The sequence below is a fragment of the Microbacterium sp. NPDC089987 genome (assembly GCF_044748505.1).
GTDB lineage: Bacteria > Actinomycetota > Actinomycetes > Actinomycetales > Microbacteriaceae > Microbacterium.
In genome coordinates, this window is record NZ_JBIVGE010000001.1 from 104,584 (window position 1) to 122,262 (window position 17,679).

General features: G+C 70.2%; 19 protein-coding genes. 14 read left to right on the plus strand and 5 right to left on the minus strand.

Annotated elements, in window-relative coordinates:
* Positions 1–58: 58 nt before the first annotated feature.
* Positions 59–550: an inorganic diphosphatase gene (gene ppa / locus ACIPV2_RS00525; protein WP_400837025.1), complete on the minus strand. Its 492-nt coding sequence runs from the start codon at positions 548–550 to the stop codon at positions 59–61.
* A 43-nt stretch (positions 551–593) separates the two neighbouring features.
* The gene (locus ACIPV2_RS00530) at positions 594–1,214 is read right to left on the minus strand and encodes a TMEM175 family protein (protein WP_400837028.1); all 621 of its coding nucleotides are present in this window, start codon (positions 1,212–1,214) and stop codon (positions 594–596) included.
* Positions 1,215–1,327: 113 nt separating this feature from the next.
* On the opposite strand from ACIPV2_RS00530, the gene tilS reads away from it, so the two are divergent.
* On the plus strand, positions 1,328–2,320 hold the full coding sequence (gene tilS, locus ACIPV2_RS00535) for a tRNA lysidine(34) synthetase TilS (RefSeq protein WP_400837031.1): 993 nt from the start codon (positions 1,328–1,330) through the stop codon (positions 2,318–2,320).
* A 3-nt stretch (positions 2,321–2,323) separates the two neighbouring features.
* Here the strand turns inward: tilS and ACIPV2_RS00540 are convergent, their stop codons facing one another.
* The gene (locus tag ACIPV2_RS00540) at positions 2,324–2,863 is read right to left on the minus strand and encodes a DUF937 domain-containing protein (RefSeq protein WP_400837034.1); all 540 of its coding nucleotides are present in this window, start codon (positions 2,861–2,863) and stop codon (positions 2,324–2,326) included.
* A gap of 84 nt (positions 2,864–2,947) precedes the next feature.
* On the opposite strand from ACIPV2_RS00540, the gene hpt reads away from it, so the two are divergent.
* The 10 genes from hpt (at position 2,948) to ACIPV2_RS00590 (ending at position 11,523) form a co-directional block, all read left to right on the plus strand.
* The gene (gene hpt / locus ACIPV2_RS00545; protein WP_400837036.1) at positions 2,948–3,499 is read left to right on the plus strand and encodes a hypoxanthine phosphoribosyltransferase; all 552 of its coding nucleotides are present in this window, start codon (positions 2,948–2,950) and stop codon (positions 3,497–3,499) included.
* Positions 3,500–3,713: 214 nt separating this feature from the next.
* A complete protein-coding gene (ftsH, locus tag ACIPV2_RS00550; protein ID WP_400837039.1) occupies positions 3,714–5,720 on the plus strand; it encodes an ATP-dependent zinc metalloprotease FtsH in 2,007 nt (668 codons plus the stop codon).
* Between the two features lies 1 nt (position 5,721).
* Positions 5,722–6,342, plus strand: a complete 621-nt coding sequence (gene folE, locus ACIPV2_RS00555; RefSeq protein WP_400837042.1) for a GTP cyclohydrolase I — start codon at positions 5,722–5,724, stop codon at positions 6,340–6,342.
* Entirely contained in the window at positions 6,339–7,133 is a 795-nt protein-coding gene (gene folP / locus ACIPV2_RS00560; protein WP_400837045.1) for a dihydropteroate synthase, read from the plus strand. Before folE ends, folP begins: the two co-directional genes overlap by 4 nt.
* A 1-nt stretch (position 7,134) precedes the next feature.
* On the plus strand, positions 7,135–7,503 hold the full coding sequence (gene folB, locus ACIPV2_RS00565) for a dihydroneopterin aldolase (RefSeq protein WP_400837048.1): 369 nt from the start codon (positions 7,135–7,137) through the stop codon (positions 7,501–7,503).
* Positions 7,503–8,042 (plus strand): 2-amino-4-hydroxy-6-hydroxymethyldihydropteridine diphosphokinase, encoded by a 540-nt coding sequence (gene folK / locus ACIPV2_RS00570; protein ID WP_400837051.1) that lies wholly within the window; start codon positions 7,503–7,505, stop codon positions 8,040–8,042. The genes folB and folK overlap by 1 nt, the downstream gene beginning before the upstream one ends.
* Entirely contained in the window at positions 8,039–8,503 is a 465-nt protein-coding gene (locus tag ACIPV2_RS00575; protein ID WP_400837054.1) for a DUF3180 domain-containing protein, read from the plus strand. The genes folK and ACIPV2_RS00575 overlap by 4 nt, the downstream gene beginning before the upstream one ends.
* Positions 8,472–9,065: a PH domain-containing protein gene (locus ACIPV2_RS00580; protein ID WP_400837057.1), complete on the plus strand. Its 594-nt coding sequence runs from the start codon at positions 8,472–8,474 to the stop codon at positions 9,063–9,065. The genes ACIPV2_RS00575 and ACIPV2_RS00580 overlap by 32 nt, the downstream gene beginning before the upstream one ends.
* Entirely contained in the window at positions 9,062–10,825 is a 1,764-nt protein-coding gene (locus tag ACIPV2_RS00585) for a PH domain-containing protein (RefSeq protein ID WP_400837059.1), read from the plus strand. The genes ACIPV2_RS00580 and ACIPV2_RS00585 overlap by 4 nt, the downstream gene beginning before the upstream one ends.
* Positions 10,822–11,523, plus strand: coding sequence for a DUF2520 domain-containing protein (locus tag ACIPV2_RS00590; protein WP_400837062.1), 702 nt, complete (start codon positions 10,822–10,824; stop codon positions 11,521–11,523). The genes ACIPV2_RS00585 and ACIPV2_RS00590 overlap by 4 nt, the downstream gene beginning before the upstream one ends.
* A 20-nt stretch (positions 11,524–11,543) precedes the next feature.
* Here ACIPV2_RS00590 and ACIPV2_RS00595 read toward each other — a convergent pair whose 3' ends face one another.
* Positions 11,544–13,346, minus strand: coding sequence for a DUF2207 family protein (locus tag ACIPV2_RS00595; protein WP_400837065.1), 1,803 nt, complete (start codon positions 13,344–13,346; stop codon positions 11,544–11,546).
* A gap of 89 nt (positions 13,347–13,435) precedes the next feature.
* Between ACIPV2_RS00595 and lysS the strand changes: the two genes are divergently transcribed.
* Positions 13,436–14,983, plus strand: a complete 1,548-nt coding sequence (gene lysS / locus ACIPV2_RS00600) for a lysine--tRNA ligase (RefSeq protein WP_400837067.1) — start codon at positions 13,436–13,438, stop codon at positions 14,981–14,983.
* Between the two features lie 13 nt (positions 14,984–14,996).
* Positions 14,997–16,184, plus strand: coding sequence for a MarP family serine protease (locus ACIPV2_RS00605; protein WP_400837070.1), 1,188 nt, complete (start codon positions 14,997–14,999; stop codon positions 16,182–16,184).
* Positions 16,185–16,195: 11 nt separating this feature from the next.
* Here ACIPV2_RS00605 and ACIPV2_RS00610 read toward each other — a convergent pair whose 3' ends face one another.
* A complete protein-coding gene (locus ACIPV2_RS00610) occupies positions 16,196–17,308 on the minus strand; it encodes a DUF4192 family protein (protein WP_400837073.1) in 1,113 nt (370 codons plus the stop codon).
* A gap of 160 nt (positions 17,309–17,468) precedes the next feature.
* Here ACIPV2_RS00610 and ACIPV2_RS00615 point away from each other — a divergent pair, with 160 nt between their 5' ends.
* Positions 17,469–17,642, plus strand: coding sequence for a hypothetical protein (locus tag ACIPV2_RS00615; RefSeq protein WP_400837076.1), 174 nt, complete (start codon positions 17,469–17,471; stop codon positions 17,640–17,642).
* Positions 17,643–17,679: the final 37 nt, after the last annotated feature.

The window sequence follows — 17,679 nt, forward strand, 5'->3', positions numbered from 1 at the left end:
CCGGCCGAGAGGCCGGGGGTTCTCGTTTTCGACGGGCTCAGCGGCCCGTCGAAGAGGCTCAGTGCCCGTCGCCGGCGAAGCGCTCGATGGCCTCGTCGAGGATGCGCTGCGCCTCGGCGGCGTCGCCCCACGCGTCGACCTTGACCCACTTGTTGGGCTCGAGGTCCTTGTAGTGCTCGAAGAAGTGTGCGATCTCCTTCTTCGTGTACTCGGGCAGGTCGTCGATGTCCTGGATGTGCGCCCAGCGCGGGTCCTTCGACAGCACGGCCACCAGCTTGTCGTCTCCGCCGGCCTCGTCGCTCATCTTGAGCACGGCGACGGGGCGCACGTTCACGACGACGCCGGGGAAGATCGTGTGGTCGAGCAGCACGAGCACGTCGAGCGGGTCGCCGTCCTCGCCGAGCGTGTTGTCGAAGTAGCCGTAGTCGGCCGGGTAGCCGAAGGTGGTGTACAGGACGCGGTCGAGGTGAACGCGACCGGTCTCGTGGTCGACCTCGTACTTCACGCGGCTGCCGCGCGGGATCTCGATGACGGCGTCGTGTGCGCCCATGTGCTGTTCTCCTTGGAATGACGGTCGGATGCCGCGCACCAGCCTACCTGCGCAGCCGCAGCAGCCCTCGCTCGAGCGGCCCGACCAGCACGAGAAGCAGCAGCGCGAGGTAGCCGATCGGATGCACCCACGCCGCCAGGATCAGCGCGACGAGGAACAGGATGACGGCCGCGATGTCTCCTGCGCAGCCGCGTCGCAGGGCCTCGGCGGGAATGTCGGCGAGATCGCGATGGCGCAGCAGGTAGAGCTTCGCCGTCAGCGTGGCGATCTGGGTCAGGATGAGCGTGCCGATGTACACGGTCGCCTGCACCGCATCCGTCGGCAGCTGGCCCAGCATCGCGGTCGGCACGGGCAGCCAGACGATCGTCAGCAGCCAGCCGATGTTGATCCACAGCAGCGCGGGCGTGATCGCCGCCACCCGGCGATACATCTGGTGGTGCTCCATCCAGAACGTCGCGATGAGCACGAAGCTGAGGATGAAGCTGACCAGCTGCCCCGACGTCTCGTGAAGGAAATCCGCAGTCCGGATGCCGCGTTCGGCGGCGTCCGTGACCGACTCCAGCAGCGGCAGGATCAGCAGAGTCATCGCGATCGCGACCACCGCGTCGGTGAACGCCGTGAAGCGCTCCGGCGCGAACCGGGTCGGCACCGTCCCCTTGTCCACGGCCCCAGGGTACGGCCGCGCGCGCGGCGCGCGCTACCGTTCGCGCCCCCAAGGCCGCCCTGCCGCCTACCGGTTTCTCCCGGGGGTGGTGCGCCGCAGGCTAGCGTGGACGCGTGCCCTCGCTCGATCTCGCCATCGCCGAAGTCCGTCGCGCCGTCCGGGGCGCCCTCCACCTGCTGCCCGACCGCGCGACCGTGATCGTGGCTCTCTCCGGCGGCGCCGATTCGCTCGCGCTGACCGCCGCCACGGTGTTCGAGGCGCGAGCCCGCGACATGACGGTGCTGAGCCTCACCGTCGACCATCAGCTGCAGGAGGGCTCGGATATGGTCGCGGCATCCGCCGCCGTCGCCGCGGAGCACATCGGTGTGCATGACGCGCTGCAGACGAAGGTCCGGGTGGTCAGCGACGGCGAGGGCGTCGAGGCGGCAGCGCGGGAGGCCCGCTATGCGGCCATCGGCGGCATAGCCCGTGCCGAGGGCGCGGCCGCCGTCATGCTCGGGCACACTCTCGACGACCAGGCCGAGACCGTGCTGCTGGGTCTCGCGCGCGGCTCGGGAGCCGCGAGCCTGCAGGGCATGGCGCCGGTTCGCGAGAGCGACGACGGGATGCTGTGGGTCCGACCGCTGCTCGGTGTGCGCCGGGCCACCACGCGGGCGTGCTGCGCGGCATCCGGACTCGAGATCTGGAACGACCCGCACAACCTCGACGACAGGTACGCCCGCGTCCGCACCCGCGAGCGCGTGCTGCCGGTGCTCGAGGCAGAGCTCGGCCCCGGCATCGCCGAGGCGCTGGCGCGCACCGCCGAGCAGCTGCGCGAGGATGCCGAGGCGTTCGAGGAGATGATCCACGAGACCATCGAGGACATCGTCGAGCATGCCGAGGCTGGCATCGCCGTGAGCGTCGCGGCGCTCGCCGCGAATCCGGCTGCGCTGCGCAATCGCATCATCCGCCTCGTCGTCGACAGCGAGTTCGGCGTGAGCCTGACGAGGTCGCAGACGCTCGAGGTGGCACGCCTGGTGACCGACTGGTCTGGTCAGGGGCCGATCGATCTGCCCGCGTGCACCGCACGTCGGGCAGGCGGGCAGATCGTCTTCAGCGCGCGATAGCGGCTACTTCCGACCGCCCAGCAGCCCGCCGAGGATGTCTCCGAGGCCGCCCAGGCCGCCACCCGACGAACCGCTGCTTGAGCCGCCGGAGTGCTGACCGCCGCCGAGCAGCCCGCCCAGGATGTCGCCCAGACCGCCGCCGCCACTCGAGCTGCCCTTGCTCTTGTTCGCGATGATGCCCATGATGATCGGCGCGAGGATGGGCAGCAGCTTGCCGAAGTCGATGCCGCCCGCCGTCTTCTCGCTCTTGTTGAGCTTCTCGGTGACCTCGCCCTTGCGGTCGCCGAAGACGTGCTTCACGATCTTCTCGCCATCAGCCTGATCGACGTCGTCGACCCTCGAAGGGCGGGCGGAGCCGCCGTGCCGGCTCAGTGCCTTCTCGATCGCCGCGGAGCCCTCACTGCTCTCGGCGTTCTTTGCCAGGCCGCCGAGCAGCGTCGCGCCACCCTCCTGCACGGCCTGCCGCGCCAACTCGGGGCTGACGCCGAAGCGCCTCGCGATGTCATCGATCGGCACCTGCTTCAGGATCTCATCGACGTTCATGTCTTCCTTCCCCGCAGGGCGGATGCCCCGCTTCACCGCTCACAGTAGTGGGGAAGCATATGCCGATCGACCTAAGATCGATCCATGCGCGCTGCCGACATCCAAGACGACCTCAGCCAGATCCTCGTCACCGAGGAGGAGATCCTCGCGAAGCTCGATGAGCTGGCAGCGCGCGTCGCCGAGGACTACGCAGGCAAGGACCTCCTCCTGGTCGGCGTGCTCAAGGGCGCAGTGATGGTCATGGCGGACTTCTCCCGCGCGCTGCCGATCGACGCGCCGATGGACTGGATGGCCGTGTCGAGCTACGGCGCGAGCACGAAGTCCAGCGGCGTGGTGCAGATCCGCAAGGATCTCGACACCGACCTGCACGGCAAGCACGTGCTCATCGTCGAGGACATCATCGACTCGGGGCTGACCCTCAGCTGGCTGCTCGAGAACTTCGAGTCGCGCGGAGCGGAGTCGATCGAGGTGCTCGCGCTGCTGCGCAAGCCCGAAGCGGCGAAGGTGGAGATCGACTGCCGGTACGTCGGATTCGACATCCCGAACGAGTTCGTCGTCGGCTACGGACTGGATTACGCCGAGAGCTACCGCAACCTGCGCGATGTCGCGGTGCTGGCGCCCCACGTCTACAGCTGACCCTTCGGCAGGCTCAGGGACCCAGAGCGGCTCGGGGCCCCAGGATGGACTCCGGGCCCTTCGGCAGGCTCAGGGGCCCAGAGCGGCTCAGGGACCCAGAGCGGCTCGGGGCCCTTCGGCAGGCTCAGGGGCCCAGGATGGGCTCAAGCGGCGGGTACGCCCGTGGTGAACGTTCAGCGGACGCCTGAGTGCCGAGCGGTACGCTGAACGCATCATGGACGTCAAGAAGGTCTCCCGCAATCCGCTGATCTACGTCGCGTTGATCGGCGCGCTGCTCTTCGCCGGTTTCCTGCTGATCTCGAACCTCTCGGCGCCGAAGCAGGTGACCGTGCAGCAGGGTCTCGAGCTGCTCGACGGCGACACCGTGACCAAGGTGGTCAACACCGACGGCGATCAGCGGGTCGACCTCACGCTCTCGAAGGAATTCGAGGGCGCGAAGAACGTGCAGTTCTACTACGTCGAGGCGCGCGCCGATCAGGTCGTGGAGTCGATCGACGCCGCGGAGATCAAGGCGAAGGACGCCAACGACGTCGTGCCGCGCGCGACCTGGTTCGACGGCTTCATCTCGCTGCTGCTGCCGCTCGTGCTGCTGGGTCTGCTGTTCTGGTGGCTGCTCTCGTCGATGCAGGGCGGCGGCAGCAAGGTGATGCAGTTCGGCAAGTCGAAGGCCAAGCTCGTCAACAAGGAGACCCCGACCGTCACCTTCGGCGACGTCGCCGGGGCGGACGAGGCCATCGAGGAGCTGCACGAGATCAAGGAGTTCCTGCAGGACCCCGCGAAGTTCCAGGCCATCGGCGCGCGCATCCCGAAGGGCGTGCTGCTGTACGGCCCTCCCGGAACAGGCAAGACGCTGCTCGCTCGCGCGGTGGCGGGCGAGGCGGGCGCCCCGTTCTACTCCATCTCCGGTTCGGACTTCGTCGAGATGTTCGTCGGGGTCGGAGCATCCCGCGTCCGCGACCTGTTCACCCAGGCGAAGGAGAACGCTCCTGCCATCATCTTCATCGACGAGATCGACGCCGTCGGCCGTCACCGCGGTGCAGGCATGGGCGGCGGAAACGACGAGCGCGAGCAGACTCTGAACCAGATGCTCGTCGAGATGGACGGCTTCGACCCGAACGCGAACGTCATCGTCATCGCGGCGACGAACCGGCCCGACATCCTCGACCCCGCGCTGCTGCGCCCCGGTCGCTTCGACCGTCAGATCGGCGTCGACGCGCCCGACATGAAGGGCCGCCAGCAGATCCTCGAGGTGCACGCCAAGGGCAAGCCGCTCGCGCAGTCGGTCGACCTCGAGGTCGTCGCCCGCAAGACGCCGGGCTTCACGGGTGCCGATCTGGCCAACGTCCTCAACGAAGCCGCGCTGCTCACCGCGCGATCGAACGCGCAGCTGATCGACAACCGCGCGCTCGACGAGGCCATCGACCGGGTGATCGCCGGACCGCAGCGCCGCACCCGCGTCATGAAGGACAAGGAGAAGCTCATCACCGCCTACCACGAGGGCGGCCATGCCCTCGCTGCGGCGGCGATGAACTACACCGACCCGGTCACGAAGATCACCATCCTGCCGCGCGGCAAGGCGCTCGGCTACACGATGGTGATGCCCCTCGACGACAAGTACTCCGTCACCCGCAACGAGCTGCAGGATCAGCTGACCTACGCCATGGGCGGTCGCGTGGCCGAGGAACTCGTCTTCCACGACCCGACCACCGGCGCCTCGAACGACATCGAGAAGGCGACCAGCATCGCCCGCAAGATGGTCATCGAGTACGGCATGACCATGCAGCTCGGTCCGGTCAAGCTCGGCTCCGAAGGCGGCGAGCCCTTCGCCGGTCGTGACATGGGGCGCGGACGTGAGTATTCCGAGACGATCGCCGAGCGCGTCGACGCCGAGGTGCGCGCGCTGATCGAACAGGCGCACAACGAGGCTTACAAGGTGATCAGCGAGAACCGCGACATCCTCGATCGTCTCGCCCTGGCGCTGCTCGAGGAGGAGACCCTCGACCACAACCAGATCGCCGAGATCTTCACCGAGGTGCGCAAGCTCCCCGAGCGTCCGCAGTGGCTCTCGAGCGAGGAGCGCCCGGTGTCGACGCTGCCTCCCATCGCGATGCCCCGTCGGGTCGAGGAGGGTGTGGCCGCCCAGACCGCACAGCCGACCGGTACTGCTCGCACGGCGAGCTCACCCGCGACCGGCGGGCAGGCCCGACCGGCGACGGCGTGACGTGAGCGTCGACAGGGCGCGCGTCGAGCGGCTCACCCGCGAACTGCTCGAGGCGATCGGCGAGAATCCGGATCGGCCCGGGCTCACGCAGACGCCGAGTCGCATGGCCGAGCTGTACGCCGAGTTCTTCGCGGGCGTCGGTGAGGACCCAGCCGTGCACCTCGCGCGCACCATCAGCGTCTCGCGGGGTCCTGCACCCGACACTGTTCCCTCCGGTGCCGTGCTGCTGCGCGACATCCGCTTCCGCTCGGTGTGCGAGCATCACCTGCTGCCCTTCGCCGGCGTCGCGCACCTCGCGTACCTGCCGGGCGAGCAGGTGGTCGGCCTCGGTGCGCTGGTGAAGGTCGTGGAGACCCTCGCGAGCCGCCCGCAGGTGCAGGAGCGCCTCGGCGAGCAGATCGCGGATGCCATCGCCGAGAACCTCGACACCCGCGGCGTGCTCGTCGTGCTCGACGCGTCGCACGGTTGCGTCACGATGCGGGGCGGACGGCAGCCGCTCGCGACCACGGTGACCATCGCCGCACGCGGCGCGTTCACCGATCCCGCGGCCCGCGCCGAGCTCATCGCCCTGATCGGCGGCCCTTCGGCAGCCTCAGGGACCCAGGGCGGTGGTCACGGATGACGGGCATCTGGGGCATCCTGAACATCACACCCGACTCGTTCAGCGACGGCGGCCGCTACGTCGAGCTCGACATCGCTCTCGCACGCGCTCGAACGATGCGCGCGCAGGGCGCCAGCATCGTCGACGTGGGCGGCGAGTCCACCCGGCCCGGCGCCGAGCGGATCGGCAGCATCGAGGAGCAGCGCCGAGTGCTTCCGGTTATCGAGGCGCTCACCGCCGACGGCATCCCGACGTCGATCGACACCCTCAACGCCGACACCGCGGCAGCGGCCGTGCGCGCCGGAGCGCGCATCGTGAACGACGTCTCCGGCGGGCTCGCCGACGAGCGCATGCTGGCGACCGTCGCCGATCTGGATGCCGACATCGCGATCGGCCATTGGCGCGGACCGTCATCCGATATGTACGCCCACGCGCAGTACGTGCGGATCGCCCGGGAGGTCGCATCCGAGCTGCGCGAGCGAGTCACGGCGGCGGCCGCCGCGGGCATCGCGCCCTCGCGCGTCATCCTCGACCCCGGCATCGGCTTCGCGAAGTCGGGGGAGCAGAACTGGGAGGTGCTGCGCGGCCTGGACGAGATCATCGGCCTGGGGCACCGCGTGCTCGTCGGCACGTCCCGCAAGCGCTTCCTCGTCGACACGCTCGACGGGGATCCCGGTCAGGCACGCCGCGATCTCGCGACGTCGGTCACGAGCGCGCTCGCCGCGCGGGCGGGCGCATGGGCCGTGCGAGTGCATGATGTCGATGCGACCCGCGACGCCCTCGCCGTCGCAAGCGCATGGGATGGAGTCTGAGATGAGCCAGCTCGACGAGATCACGCTGACGGGTCTGACCGTGTTCGGCTACCACGGCGTCTTCGACTTCGAGCGCCGTCAGGGCCAGGAGTTCAGGATCGACCTCACGCTGCAGCTGTCGCTCGCGGCAGCGGCATCCTCCGACGACGTGGTAGACACCGTGCACTACGGCGAGCTCGCCGACAGAGTCGCGGCGATCGTCGCGGGTGAGCCGGTGAACCTCATCGAGACCCTCGCGCAGCGCATCGCGGATGCCGCGCTCGAAGACGCGCGAGTGAGGAACGTCGAGGTCACCGTGCACAAGCCGCACGCGCCGATCGAGCAGACCTTCGCCGACGTGTCGGTGACGATCCGCCGGGGGCGGCAGTGATGGATCGGCGTCTCACCCACCTCTCGGGCCTGCCTGATCCGCGGCCGGGCCGCGCGCCTCAGGTCGCGGTGATCGCGCTCGGATCGAACGAGGGCGACCGCGGTGAGATGCTGCGCGCCGCGGCTGAGCGGCTGCGCCGGCTGCCCCTGGTCGACGACCTCGTGATGTCGGAGGCGATCGAGACGGTGGCGGTGAAGCCCGACGGGCCCGACCCGAACGCGCCGCCGTACCTCAACGCCGTCGCGCTGATGACGACCCGCCTCGCACCGCAGGTGCTGCTGGGCATGCTGCACGCAGTGGAGGAGGAGCAGGGCCGGGTGCGGGCCGAGCGCTGGGGCGACCGCACACTCGACCTCGATCTCATCGCGTACGGCGACTTCCGCAGTGACGCCGAGCATCTGCAGGTGCCGCACCCACGGGCCGGCGAGCGTCTCTTCGTGCTGGAGCCCTGGCTCAGCATCGACCCCTACGCGGTGCTGCCCGGAGCGGGCCGCGTCGACGAGCTGGTGCACCGACTGCGCTCATCGGACGATCGATGAAGCGCACGTCCGCATCGACGCTGCTCGTGCTCGCGCTGCTGGCCGCGGGCGCCGGCTTCGCCTTCGACCACATGCTGACGGTCACCGGAGGCGCTACCTTCACGCCCTCCGGGTTCCTCCCGGTGCTGCTCGTGCTCATCGCGGTCGCTGTGCTGCTGCTCGCGTGGCCGGTGCGGCGCAGCACCCGCGGCGGTCAGCGCATCGACCCGTTCCGCGCGCTGCGCGCCGCCACCCTCGCACGAGCGTCGAGCCTGCTCGGCGCGATCATGGTCGGCTTCGGCGCCGGGCTGCTGCTCTTCCTCTCCACCCGTCCCGTGCCCGCGCCGGTAGGGTCGGTGGTGGCGATGATCGCCCTCATCATCTGCGCAGCGCTGCTGGTCGGGGTGGCCCTCATCGCGGAACAGTTCTGCACTCTGCCGAAGGATCCTGATGAGCGACAGCCAGACGAACCCGCCTCGTGAACCGAACGTGTTCACCCCGGCTCCTGCGGCGGCCGACGTGCTCGACGAGGGAACATACTCGAGCATCCGCACCCCGCGTGGCAGCGGCGCCCTCGCCCTCGACGGGGCGTGGCACCAGATCTCACCGCGCTACGTGACATCGCAGTTCGTGCAGAACGCGATCCTCATCCTGCTCGTCGCGATCGCGGCTGCCGTCGCGGCCACCGTGCTCGAGATGACGTGGGTCTGGATCCCCGCCGGGGCTCTCGTCGCGATCGACGTGGTCACTCTCGCGATCCTGCCTCGGCAGGCCAGGGCACTCGGGTACATGCTGCGCGCCGACGACATCGTCTTCCGCCGGGGCATCCTGTGGCAGCGGATGGTGGCGGTGCCGTACGGGCGCATGCAGCTGGTCGACATCACGCAGGGTCCGCTCGACCGCGTCTTCGGGCTCTCGCAGCTGAAGATGGTCACCGCAGCGGCCGCCACGGGGGTGCAGATCCCCGGGCTCACGCAGGCCGCCGCCGAGGCGCTGCGCGACACGCTCATCGAGGTGGCTGAGACCAGACGGACCGGACTGTGAGCACCCCCGAGCGTCCCGCCGCTGCGCCGGCCGACGCGCTGCCGCAGGGCGGCTCGTCGTCACTCGCCGACGGCGAGTGGCACCGGATGCATCCGCTCACGCCCCTGTTCAAGGGCGGCCTCGCGCTGCTGGTCGTGGCGGGCATCGTCATCACGAACATGCGCGACAAGATGATCGACTGGGTCGTCCGGCTCTTCGCGCCCGACTCCGGCTTCAGCCCGAACGGCGGCGACCCCGTCGACTGGGTTCTCGAGAACGACCTGGTGCTTCTCGCACTGCTCGCCGTGCTCGGGCTGGTGGTGCTGCTCATCGCCGTCTTCTGGTTCCTCTGGCGCTTCCAGCAGTTCCGCATCACCGGCGATCACGTCGAGGTGCGCAAGGGGCTGCTCTTCCGCTCGCACCGACGCGCCCCGCTCGACCGCGTCCAGGGGGTGAACCTCACCCGTCCCTTCCCCGCGCGCCTGATCGGACTCGCCAAGCTCGAGGTCGTCGGCGCCGGCAATGACGCGAACGTGCCCCTCGAGTACCTCTCGACGGCGAAGGCGGAAGAGGTGCGCGCCGACATCCTGCGACTGGCCGCCGGCGCCCGCAGCGCCCGCCTCGTGGCATCCGGAGCCACGTCCGCGCAGACGGCCCGTGAGGCGATCATCGGATCGATGAATGCGGGGGTGTCCGGACTGATCGAGGGCGTCGATCTGGCAGACGTCGCGCCAGAGAGCGTCGTCAAGATCCCCACCGGCCGGTTGATCGGCTCGCAGCTCATCTCGGCCGTGCTGTGGGTGCTCTTCTTCGGCGCCATCTACGTCTTCTCCGTCGTGGCCATGTTCCTCGGCATGACCGCAGACGGCGAGAAGCCTGCCGACATCGCGCTCGCGACCATCGCGCTCAGCCTCGGCATCGGCATCCCGCTCGCCATCGCCGTGGTCGGCATCACCTGGGCTCAGATCTCGAAATCGCTGCGCTACTCGATCGCGCCCACGCCCGACGGGGTGCGGATCACATTCGGGCTGCTCACGACGATCACCGAGACGCTGCCTCCCGGCCGCATCTTCGCGGTCGAGGTGTCGCAGTCGCTGCTGTGGCGGCCCTTCGGCTGGTGGATGGTGAAGATCAACCGGATGACGGGAAAGAGCGCCGTCCAGCAGAGCTCCGGCAACGCGCAGCAGTTCAACATCGTGCTTCCCGTCGGCCGCCGCGCCGATGTCGAGCGGGTGCTCGCGCTCGTGCTGCCCGGCATCAGCCCCGCCGAGATCGCGGCGATGTGGGAGAACGGCGTGATCGGTCCCGTCGCCGACGACCCGTTCCGGACGATACCGGCGCGGGCCGCGTGGCGCCGACCTCTGTCGTGGAAGCGGCACGGATACCGCCTCACCGAGCAGGCCGTGCTGGTGCGCCGCGGATTCCTGTGGCGGCGTCTCGCGGTGTTCCCCCTCGCGCGACTGCAGAGCGTGTCGATCTCGCAGGGGCCGATCGACCGGCTACAGCGGGTATCGCACGGCCAGATCCATTCGGTCGCCGGTCCCGTCACAGGCACGATGTCGGGTGTCGAGCGCGATGACGCGATCGCGCTGGTCGAGGGCGTCAGTCGGGCAGCCGCACTCGCCGCATCGAGCGACCGCTCGCACCGCTGGGCGGAGCAGCCGTCCGTCGCGCTGTCGGCCGATGCCGGACCCGCACGGCCGGGCGACGAGGCGGCGCAGTTCGAGGCCGTGCAGGTCGACGGCGACGCGGCGCAGCCGCCTGGATGGGCGCGGCCATGACGCGCGACGGACGACTGGGTATCGGGATCATCGGCGCCGGCCGCGTCGGACCGATCATCGGCGCTGCGCTCGCCGGCGCCGGTCACGCGATCACCGGCATCACCTCGGGCTCCGACGACGACCGCGCGGCTGCGGTGCTCCCGGGCGTGCCCGTGCTGGACGCTCTGGAGGTGACCCGCCGCAGCGAGCTGGTCATCGTGGCCGTGCCCCATGACGAGCTGCCCGGATTCGTCAGCGGCCTGGCCGAGCTCGGCGGCTGGCAGATGGGCCAGCTGGTGCTGCACACCGACCCCGCGTACGGCACCGAGGTGCTGCGCCCGGCCGCCGAGCGCGGGGCGATACCGCTCGCCGTGCATCCGGCCATCTCGTTCACGGGCACCACGATCGACCTGCGCCAGCTGCAGGCGGCATTCGCCGCCGTCACCGCACCGGCGGCCGTCCTGCCGATCGCGCAGGCGCTTGCGGTGGAGATGGGCTGCGAACCGGTCGTCATCGCCGAGAAGGACCGGCCGATGTACGCCGAGGCGATCGCCACGGCATCTGGGTTCTCCCGCTCGATCGTGCAGCAGGCGACGGGTCTGCTCCGTGGGGTCGGGATCGACAACCCCGGCGGGTACCTGTCAGCCCTGGTCGGCTCGACCGTCGAGCAGGCGCTGCGCGCGGCATCCGATCCGCTCAGCCCACCCGGCGAGCACTGACCGGTGTCGGGCGGAACGCGTCAGCGGCCGCCCGAGAACCCGCCGCCCCCGCCGCCACCCGAGAATCCGCCACCGGTCGACCCGCCCGACGAACTCGACGCGGGCGTGTAGGTGGCCGCGGTGCTCATCGAGCTCGAGTAGCTCGACAGCCGCGATGCAAGAGAGACGCCGACGTACGTGCTGACCCAGTCGGGGCTCCGCCCGCTGTCGGCGTACGTGGTCTCGAGCACGCTCGTCCAGCTGCGCTCCTCACGGAAGAGCATCGCGTAGGGCAGCAGCTTCTCGTACAGGTGGATGACGTCGATCGAGCCGTCGGCGCGCCGTTCCGCGCCTGCGACCGACTGCAGCATGCGCAGCCGATCGGTCTCGGCGACGCGGATGAACTCCCGCACTCCGAGCAGGTACTCGGCCCGCTCGGCGCCCTCTGCAGTGAGCACCGTATGCCGGCTGAACGCCCCGATCGCAGAGACGCCGACGCCGACGGCGGTGAGGACGAAGGCGATGATCGACAGCGGCAGCAGGTCGCGGTCCTTCGTGGCAGTCCAGATGAGCAGAGCGAGGGTCGCCGCCAGCATCCCGAGCGATGACCAGCCGAGGGCCGTCGCCGCGCGGCTGCGCTCCGAGGTGACCCAGCCTCGGCTCCTCGCCTCGGCGGCGCCCTTCTCGACCAGCTTCCGCATGCGCTTGGCGAACTTCGTACTTGTGCGGGGGATGCGCCGCAGGGTCGTGTCGCCGGTGAACAGGGCATTCAGCATCGCAGTATCGAGCGGATGCCCGGAACGCGTTCTGTCGAGCAGCCGCAGCGCCGGACGGCCCTCGGCCTCGCCCTCGTCCTCGAGGCGCAGCGCGCCCTGCACCGCCAGGTGCACCATCTGCGCCGGAGCGGGGTTCGGAGCACCCGCGATGAGCGGAGCGGCCACAAGCGGAGGCAGGGCAGCGGGCACATCGAACTGGGCGATGACGATGCCCGTCGCGGTGCGGCGTCGACGCCGCATGCGGGCGATCGCGACCCAGACGCCAGCGGCCGTGACCAGTGTCACCCCGCCGGCGACGACCGGCGCGAAGTCCGCCACAGGATCGGGTTGGCGTGCGGCCGGCTGGGTCACCGTCCCCTTCGCGAATCCGATGGCCACCGTGACCCCGTCGCCCGCCTCGCGGGCACCGGAGCGCACCCGGAAGGTCGAGCCGTCGGCTGACTTCTCGATCTCGCAGGCGCGTCGCTCGCCCTGATGGCCCGCGTAGCAGGCGGTGTCGCCGACGGCTGCGGCAGCGAGTGCGGGGGCCAAGCGGATCTCCGCATCGAAGCGCTCGATCGCCTGCGTGCTGTTCAACGGCAGCAGGTTCCAGTAGAACTCGTCGTTGCCCGACTCCGTGCCGTGCACCATGAAGTCGCGCATGGTCGAGCGGATCACGTATGTCATCGAGCCGTGCACGTAGTCGTCGGTGCCGGTCAGCACGAGCACCATGTCGTCCTCGGTCTCGACCTCGAAGGGCACGTCGCGCCCCTCGGCATCCGTCACCGAGACGATGTCGATGTCGAGCCCCGCGCCCAGGTACCGCTGCGGGTAGCCGCGGATGATGCCCTTGTTCTGATCGTGCTGAGGGAACTCGGCGACCAGCGTCTCGGTCACCTGCGCGGTCGCTCTTCCCTCGGCGTCGAGCGAGACGTCGTACTCCGCCGACCAGGACGAGTACGAGAAGTCGTCCACGTCGGCGGCGGCCGGGGCGACGGGCAGCAGCGCGACGAGCAGCCCGACGGCGAGCGCGAGGGCGACGGCGGCCCTCGGCGCGTCGAGCAGGGCGGAGATTCGCTGAGCACGCATGCCGAGAGGCTACCTCGGGAGCCGACGCAGCTCGGGGCCGCGCGGCGCGCGCCGGTAGACTCGAGGGGACTTTCCAAGGAGCCCCACCCATGACTGACGCGCCCGCGCCGACCCCCGCATCCGCCGAGCTCGAAGACGACGTCCGCCGCGCTGAGCTTGCCGAAGCGTTCGAGCAGAAGGCGGTTCGCCTCGCGAAGCGCGAGCGGCTGATCGAGAAGCGGATGGATGCCGGTGGCGGCGCGTTCCCGGTGTCCGTGCCGGTCACGCACAGCATCCCATCGCTGCGCGCCGAATACGGTGAGCTCGAGCCCGACACGGCGACCGGGGTCATCGCCGGTGTCGCCGGCCGCGTGGTGTTCAGTCGCAACACCGGCAAGCTCTGCTTCGCGACGCTGCAGGCCGGTGACGGCTCGCGCATCCAGGCCATGGTGTCGCTGGCGAACGTGGGGGAGGAGTCGCTGGCCGACTGGAAGGCGCTCGTCGACCTCGGCGACCACGTCTTCGTGCGCGGCGAGGTCATCTCCAGCCGGCGCGGGGAGCTGTCGATCATGGCCGATGACTGGCAGATCGCGTCGAAGGCGATCCTGCCGCTGCCGAATGCGTACTCCGAGCTCAGCGAGGAAGGCCGCGTGCGCAGCCGCTTCCTCGATCTCATCGTTCGCGATCAGGCCCGCATCACCGTGCGCGCCCGCGCCGCAGTCAACGCCAGCCTGCGCGCGACCTTCACCTCGCACGAGTTCCTCGAGGTCGAGACCCCCATGCTGCAGGTGCAGCACGGCGGCGCCTCGGCGCGTCCGTTCATCACCCACTCGAACGCGTTCGACACCGAGCTGTACCTGCGCATCGCCCCCGAGCTGTACCTCAAGCGCGCGGTCGTCGGCGGCATCGAGCGGGTGTACGAGATCAACCGCAACTTCCGCAACGAGGGCGCCGACTCGACGCACAGCCCCGAGTTCGCGATGCTCGAGGCGTACCAGGCGTACAGCGACTACAACGGCATCGCCGACCTCACCCAGGAGCTCATCCAGAACGCCGCGGTCGCCGTCGCCGGCTCCACCACGGTCACCTGGGCCGACGGCACCGAGTACGACCTGGGCGGCGAGTGGGATCGCATCTCGATGTACGGCTCGCTGTCGGCCGCCGCGGGGCGCGAGTTCACCCCGCAGGACGACCTGGCCGATCTCATCGCGTTCGCCGAGGCGAACGGCGTCGACATCCCCCCGCACCCCACGCACGGCAAGCTGATCGAAGAGCTCTGGGAGCACTTCGTCAAGGTCGATCTCGTGCGCCCCACCTTCGTGATGGACTTCCCCGTCGACACCTCGCCTCTCGTGCGCGAGCACCGCTCCATCGCCGGCGTGGTCGAGAAGTGGGATCTGTACGTGCGCGGCTTCGAGCTCGCCACCGGGTACTCCGAGCTGGTCGACCCGGTCATCCAGCGTGAGCGCTTCATCGAGCAGGCGAAGCTCGCCGCGGGCGGCGACCTCGAGGCGATGCGCGTGGATGAGGAGTTCCTGCGTGCCCTCGAGCACGGCATGCCGCCGTCCGGCGGCATGGGCATGGGCATCGATCGTCTGCTGATGGCCATCACCGGCCTCGGCATCCGCGAGACGATCCTCTTTCCGCTCGTGAAGTGAGCGGAGCCCGCGCATGACGCCGAACGTCGTCGACCTGTTGATCGCCGTGCTGCTGATCGCGTCGGTCGCGACGGGGCTCGGAGCGGGCCTGTTCGCCGTGCTCGGCTCGGTGTGCGGTCTGGTGCTCGGCGCGCTCGCCGCACCCTGGGTGCTGCCGCTCGTGGCGCGCGCCGTGCCCGAGAGCGGGCCGAAGGGGCTGCTGCTCGTGATCACGGCCGTGGCGCTGCTCGCCGTGGGCGCCGCCGTCGGCTCGGCGATCGGCCGCGTCGTGCGTCGCGGTGCGGACCGGTTGAAGCTCCGCCTCGTGGAGCGGATGCTGGGCGGGCTCACCGCCCTGGTCGCTGCAGCGCTCGCGATCACGATGGTCGGCTCGGCGATCGCCTCTGCGGGTGTTCCCGTGCTGTCGGCGACCGTCGCCTCGTCGAGCGTGCTGCGCACGGTCGAGCGGTACATCCCACCGCCCCTCGCCGAGGCGGCCGCTCGGCTCAACGCGTTCGCGTTCGGTGAGACGGTGCTTCCCACGCTCGAAGGGCTGCTGCAGCCCGGGCAGCTGGACGCGGCTCCCGAGGCGACGCCGATCGAGCTCGCCACTCCCGAGCTCGAGCGCGCGGCCGGCTCGGTCGTCAAGGTGTCTGGTTCGGCGGACGGCTGCGGGGTGATCTCGACGGGAACCGGGTTCGTCATCGCCGAGGACCGCATCATCACGAACGCGCACGTCGTGGCGGGCGTCCGCGCCCCGATCGTGGAGGTGCCGGGCGAACCGGCGCGCGATGCCACGGTGGTGTACTTCGATCCGATCGACGACATCGCCGTGATCGCCGCCGATGTGCAGGCTGAGCCGCTGGGCCTGGCCGAGGCGCTCGCTCCGGGCGAGAGCGGCGCCGTCATGGGGTACCCGTTCGGCGGCCCGTTCCGCGTGACGACCGCTGGAGTCGTCTCGTCGTCGAGCGCCCCCGTGCGCGACATCTACGGCGAGAGCACGACGCCGCGCAGCGTCTACGCACTGCGGGCCCAGGTCGAACCGGGCAACTCGGGCGGCCCGCTTCTCACTGCCGGCGGGCAGGTGGCGGGCATGGTGTTCGCGAAGGATGCCGCTGTGCCGAACGTCGGATATGCGATGACGAACGACGAGCTGCTGCCCGTCGTCGAGCAGCTCGGTGCCGCCGCGGCGCCCGTGCCGGTCGGTGCCTGCATCCCCTGACCGAAGGGCGGTCACGGCCTGCGCAGCGACCACTGCGGCAGCATCGCGGCTGCGAGGATGCTCGAGATGAGTGAGGCCATGCTGTGGCCGGGCTCCAGACGCAGCGCCTCGTCGACGTAGGTTCCGGCGTGCGACGAGCGACCCATCGCCCAGGCCAGCCATGCCGCGGCGGTGAGCGCGCCGGCTTTGGCGTGCCGTGGCGCACGCGCGGCGGCGGAGCGAACGACCTGCAGCGCGCATCCGAGCCGGTCGAGATCCGGTCGCGGGCCACGGCCCATGAACACCTCGCCGATGGCATCCGGCACCGTCGTGCGATCGCTCGAGAAGGCGAGCTGAGCGTCGAACGCGCGATATCCGAATTCGAGGTCGGTGGCCCACTGCACGAGGATCGCGTCCCGCAGCGGCGGGCGGCTCAGGCACCACAGCAGCGCTGCGCACGCGAAGGGATCGTCGTCGAGCGGGGCGTCGAGGAGGTGCTCGACGAAATGCGGCAGGTCGTCGAGCATCACCTCGGCGGCCGCGATCGCGATGGGGTTCTCAGCGCCGATCCCCCTGCCGTGGGTCTGGTGCTCGATCGCCTCTCCGAGGTCGCGCAGGGCCCGACCCACGCTCTCGCGCTCGACGAGGTCGCTGCGCGGCAGCTCGGCGCCGGCGAGCTGATCGCCGCTGACGTCGCCGATGCCCGGCACCGCGGGAGCGGAGGGGATGTCCGCGAGCGGACGGACCAGCGGGGTGTCGTCGAGGTAGTCGCCCCAGCCGTGCGGGGTGACGCACAGCGCTTCGACCACCCGCAGCCCGGCGTGGCTGCACACGTCGACGAGCGCCTCCGCGATGGACAGGTGCGGCAGCAGCAGGCCGTCGGGCACCCGCGCCGGCGCGTCGTCCGTGTAGACGACGACGGCGACCGCGTCGGTGTCGGGCACCTGCAGCAGCGCGCGCAGCGCCACGTCGGCGAAGCGGTCGGGGTCGATGTCGGAGGCGGGCAGGTCGATGCGCATCGCCCCCTGCGTGCGTGTGCCGTGAAAGGGCAGCATGACGATGCTCTGCCTCGGCGTGAAGCCGGCGAGCGCCGGCACGAGCCCGAGGAACTCGGCGGGGTCTGTGGCGTGGATGATCGTGGTCATGAAGGGGAGTGTGCGCGACGCCGCCCACCGCGCGAGCGGCGCCTCGCCCGCCTTCCCCTGCGGCGGTGCACAGACGGGCACGAGGAGCGAGCGGTGCAGGGAGAATGCCGCACATGGGGAGAGGCGGCCGCCTCACAGACGCGAGCGGTACGATGGGAGCGTGGAGAGCTTCTGGGTTGCTGCGGCGTGGTCACTTCTGCCGACCGTCGCCGTGAGCGTCGTCTTCGTGATCGTGCTCCGCGGCATCCTGCGTTTCGATCGCACGGAGCGCAAGGTGCACGCCCAGATCGAGGCCGAAGAGCGCGCTGCTCGCGGTCTGCCGCCGCGCGTCTGAGGCACCGGCTACGCTGAGCCGAGGCTATCGGCAGGGG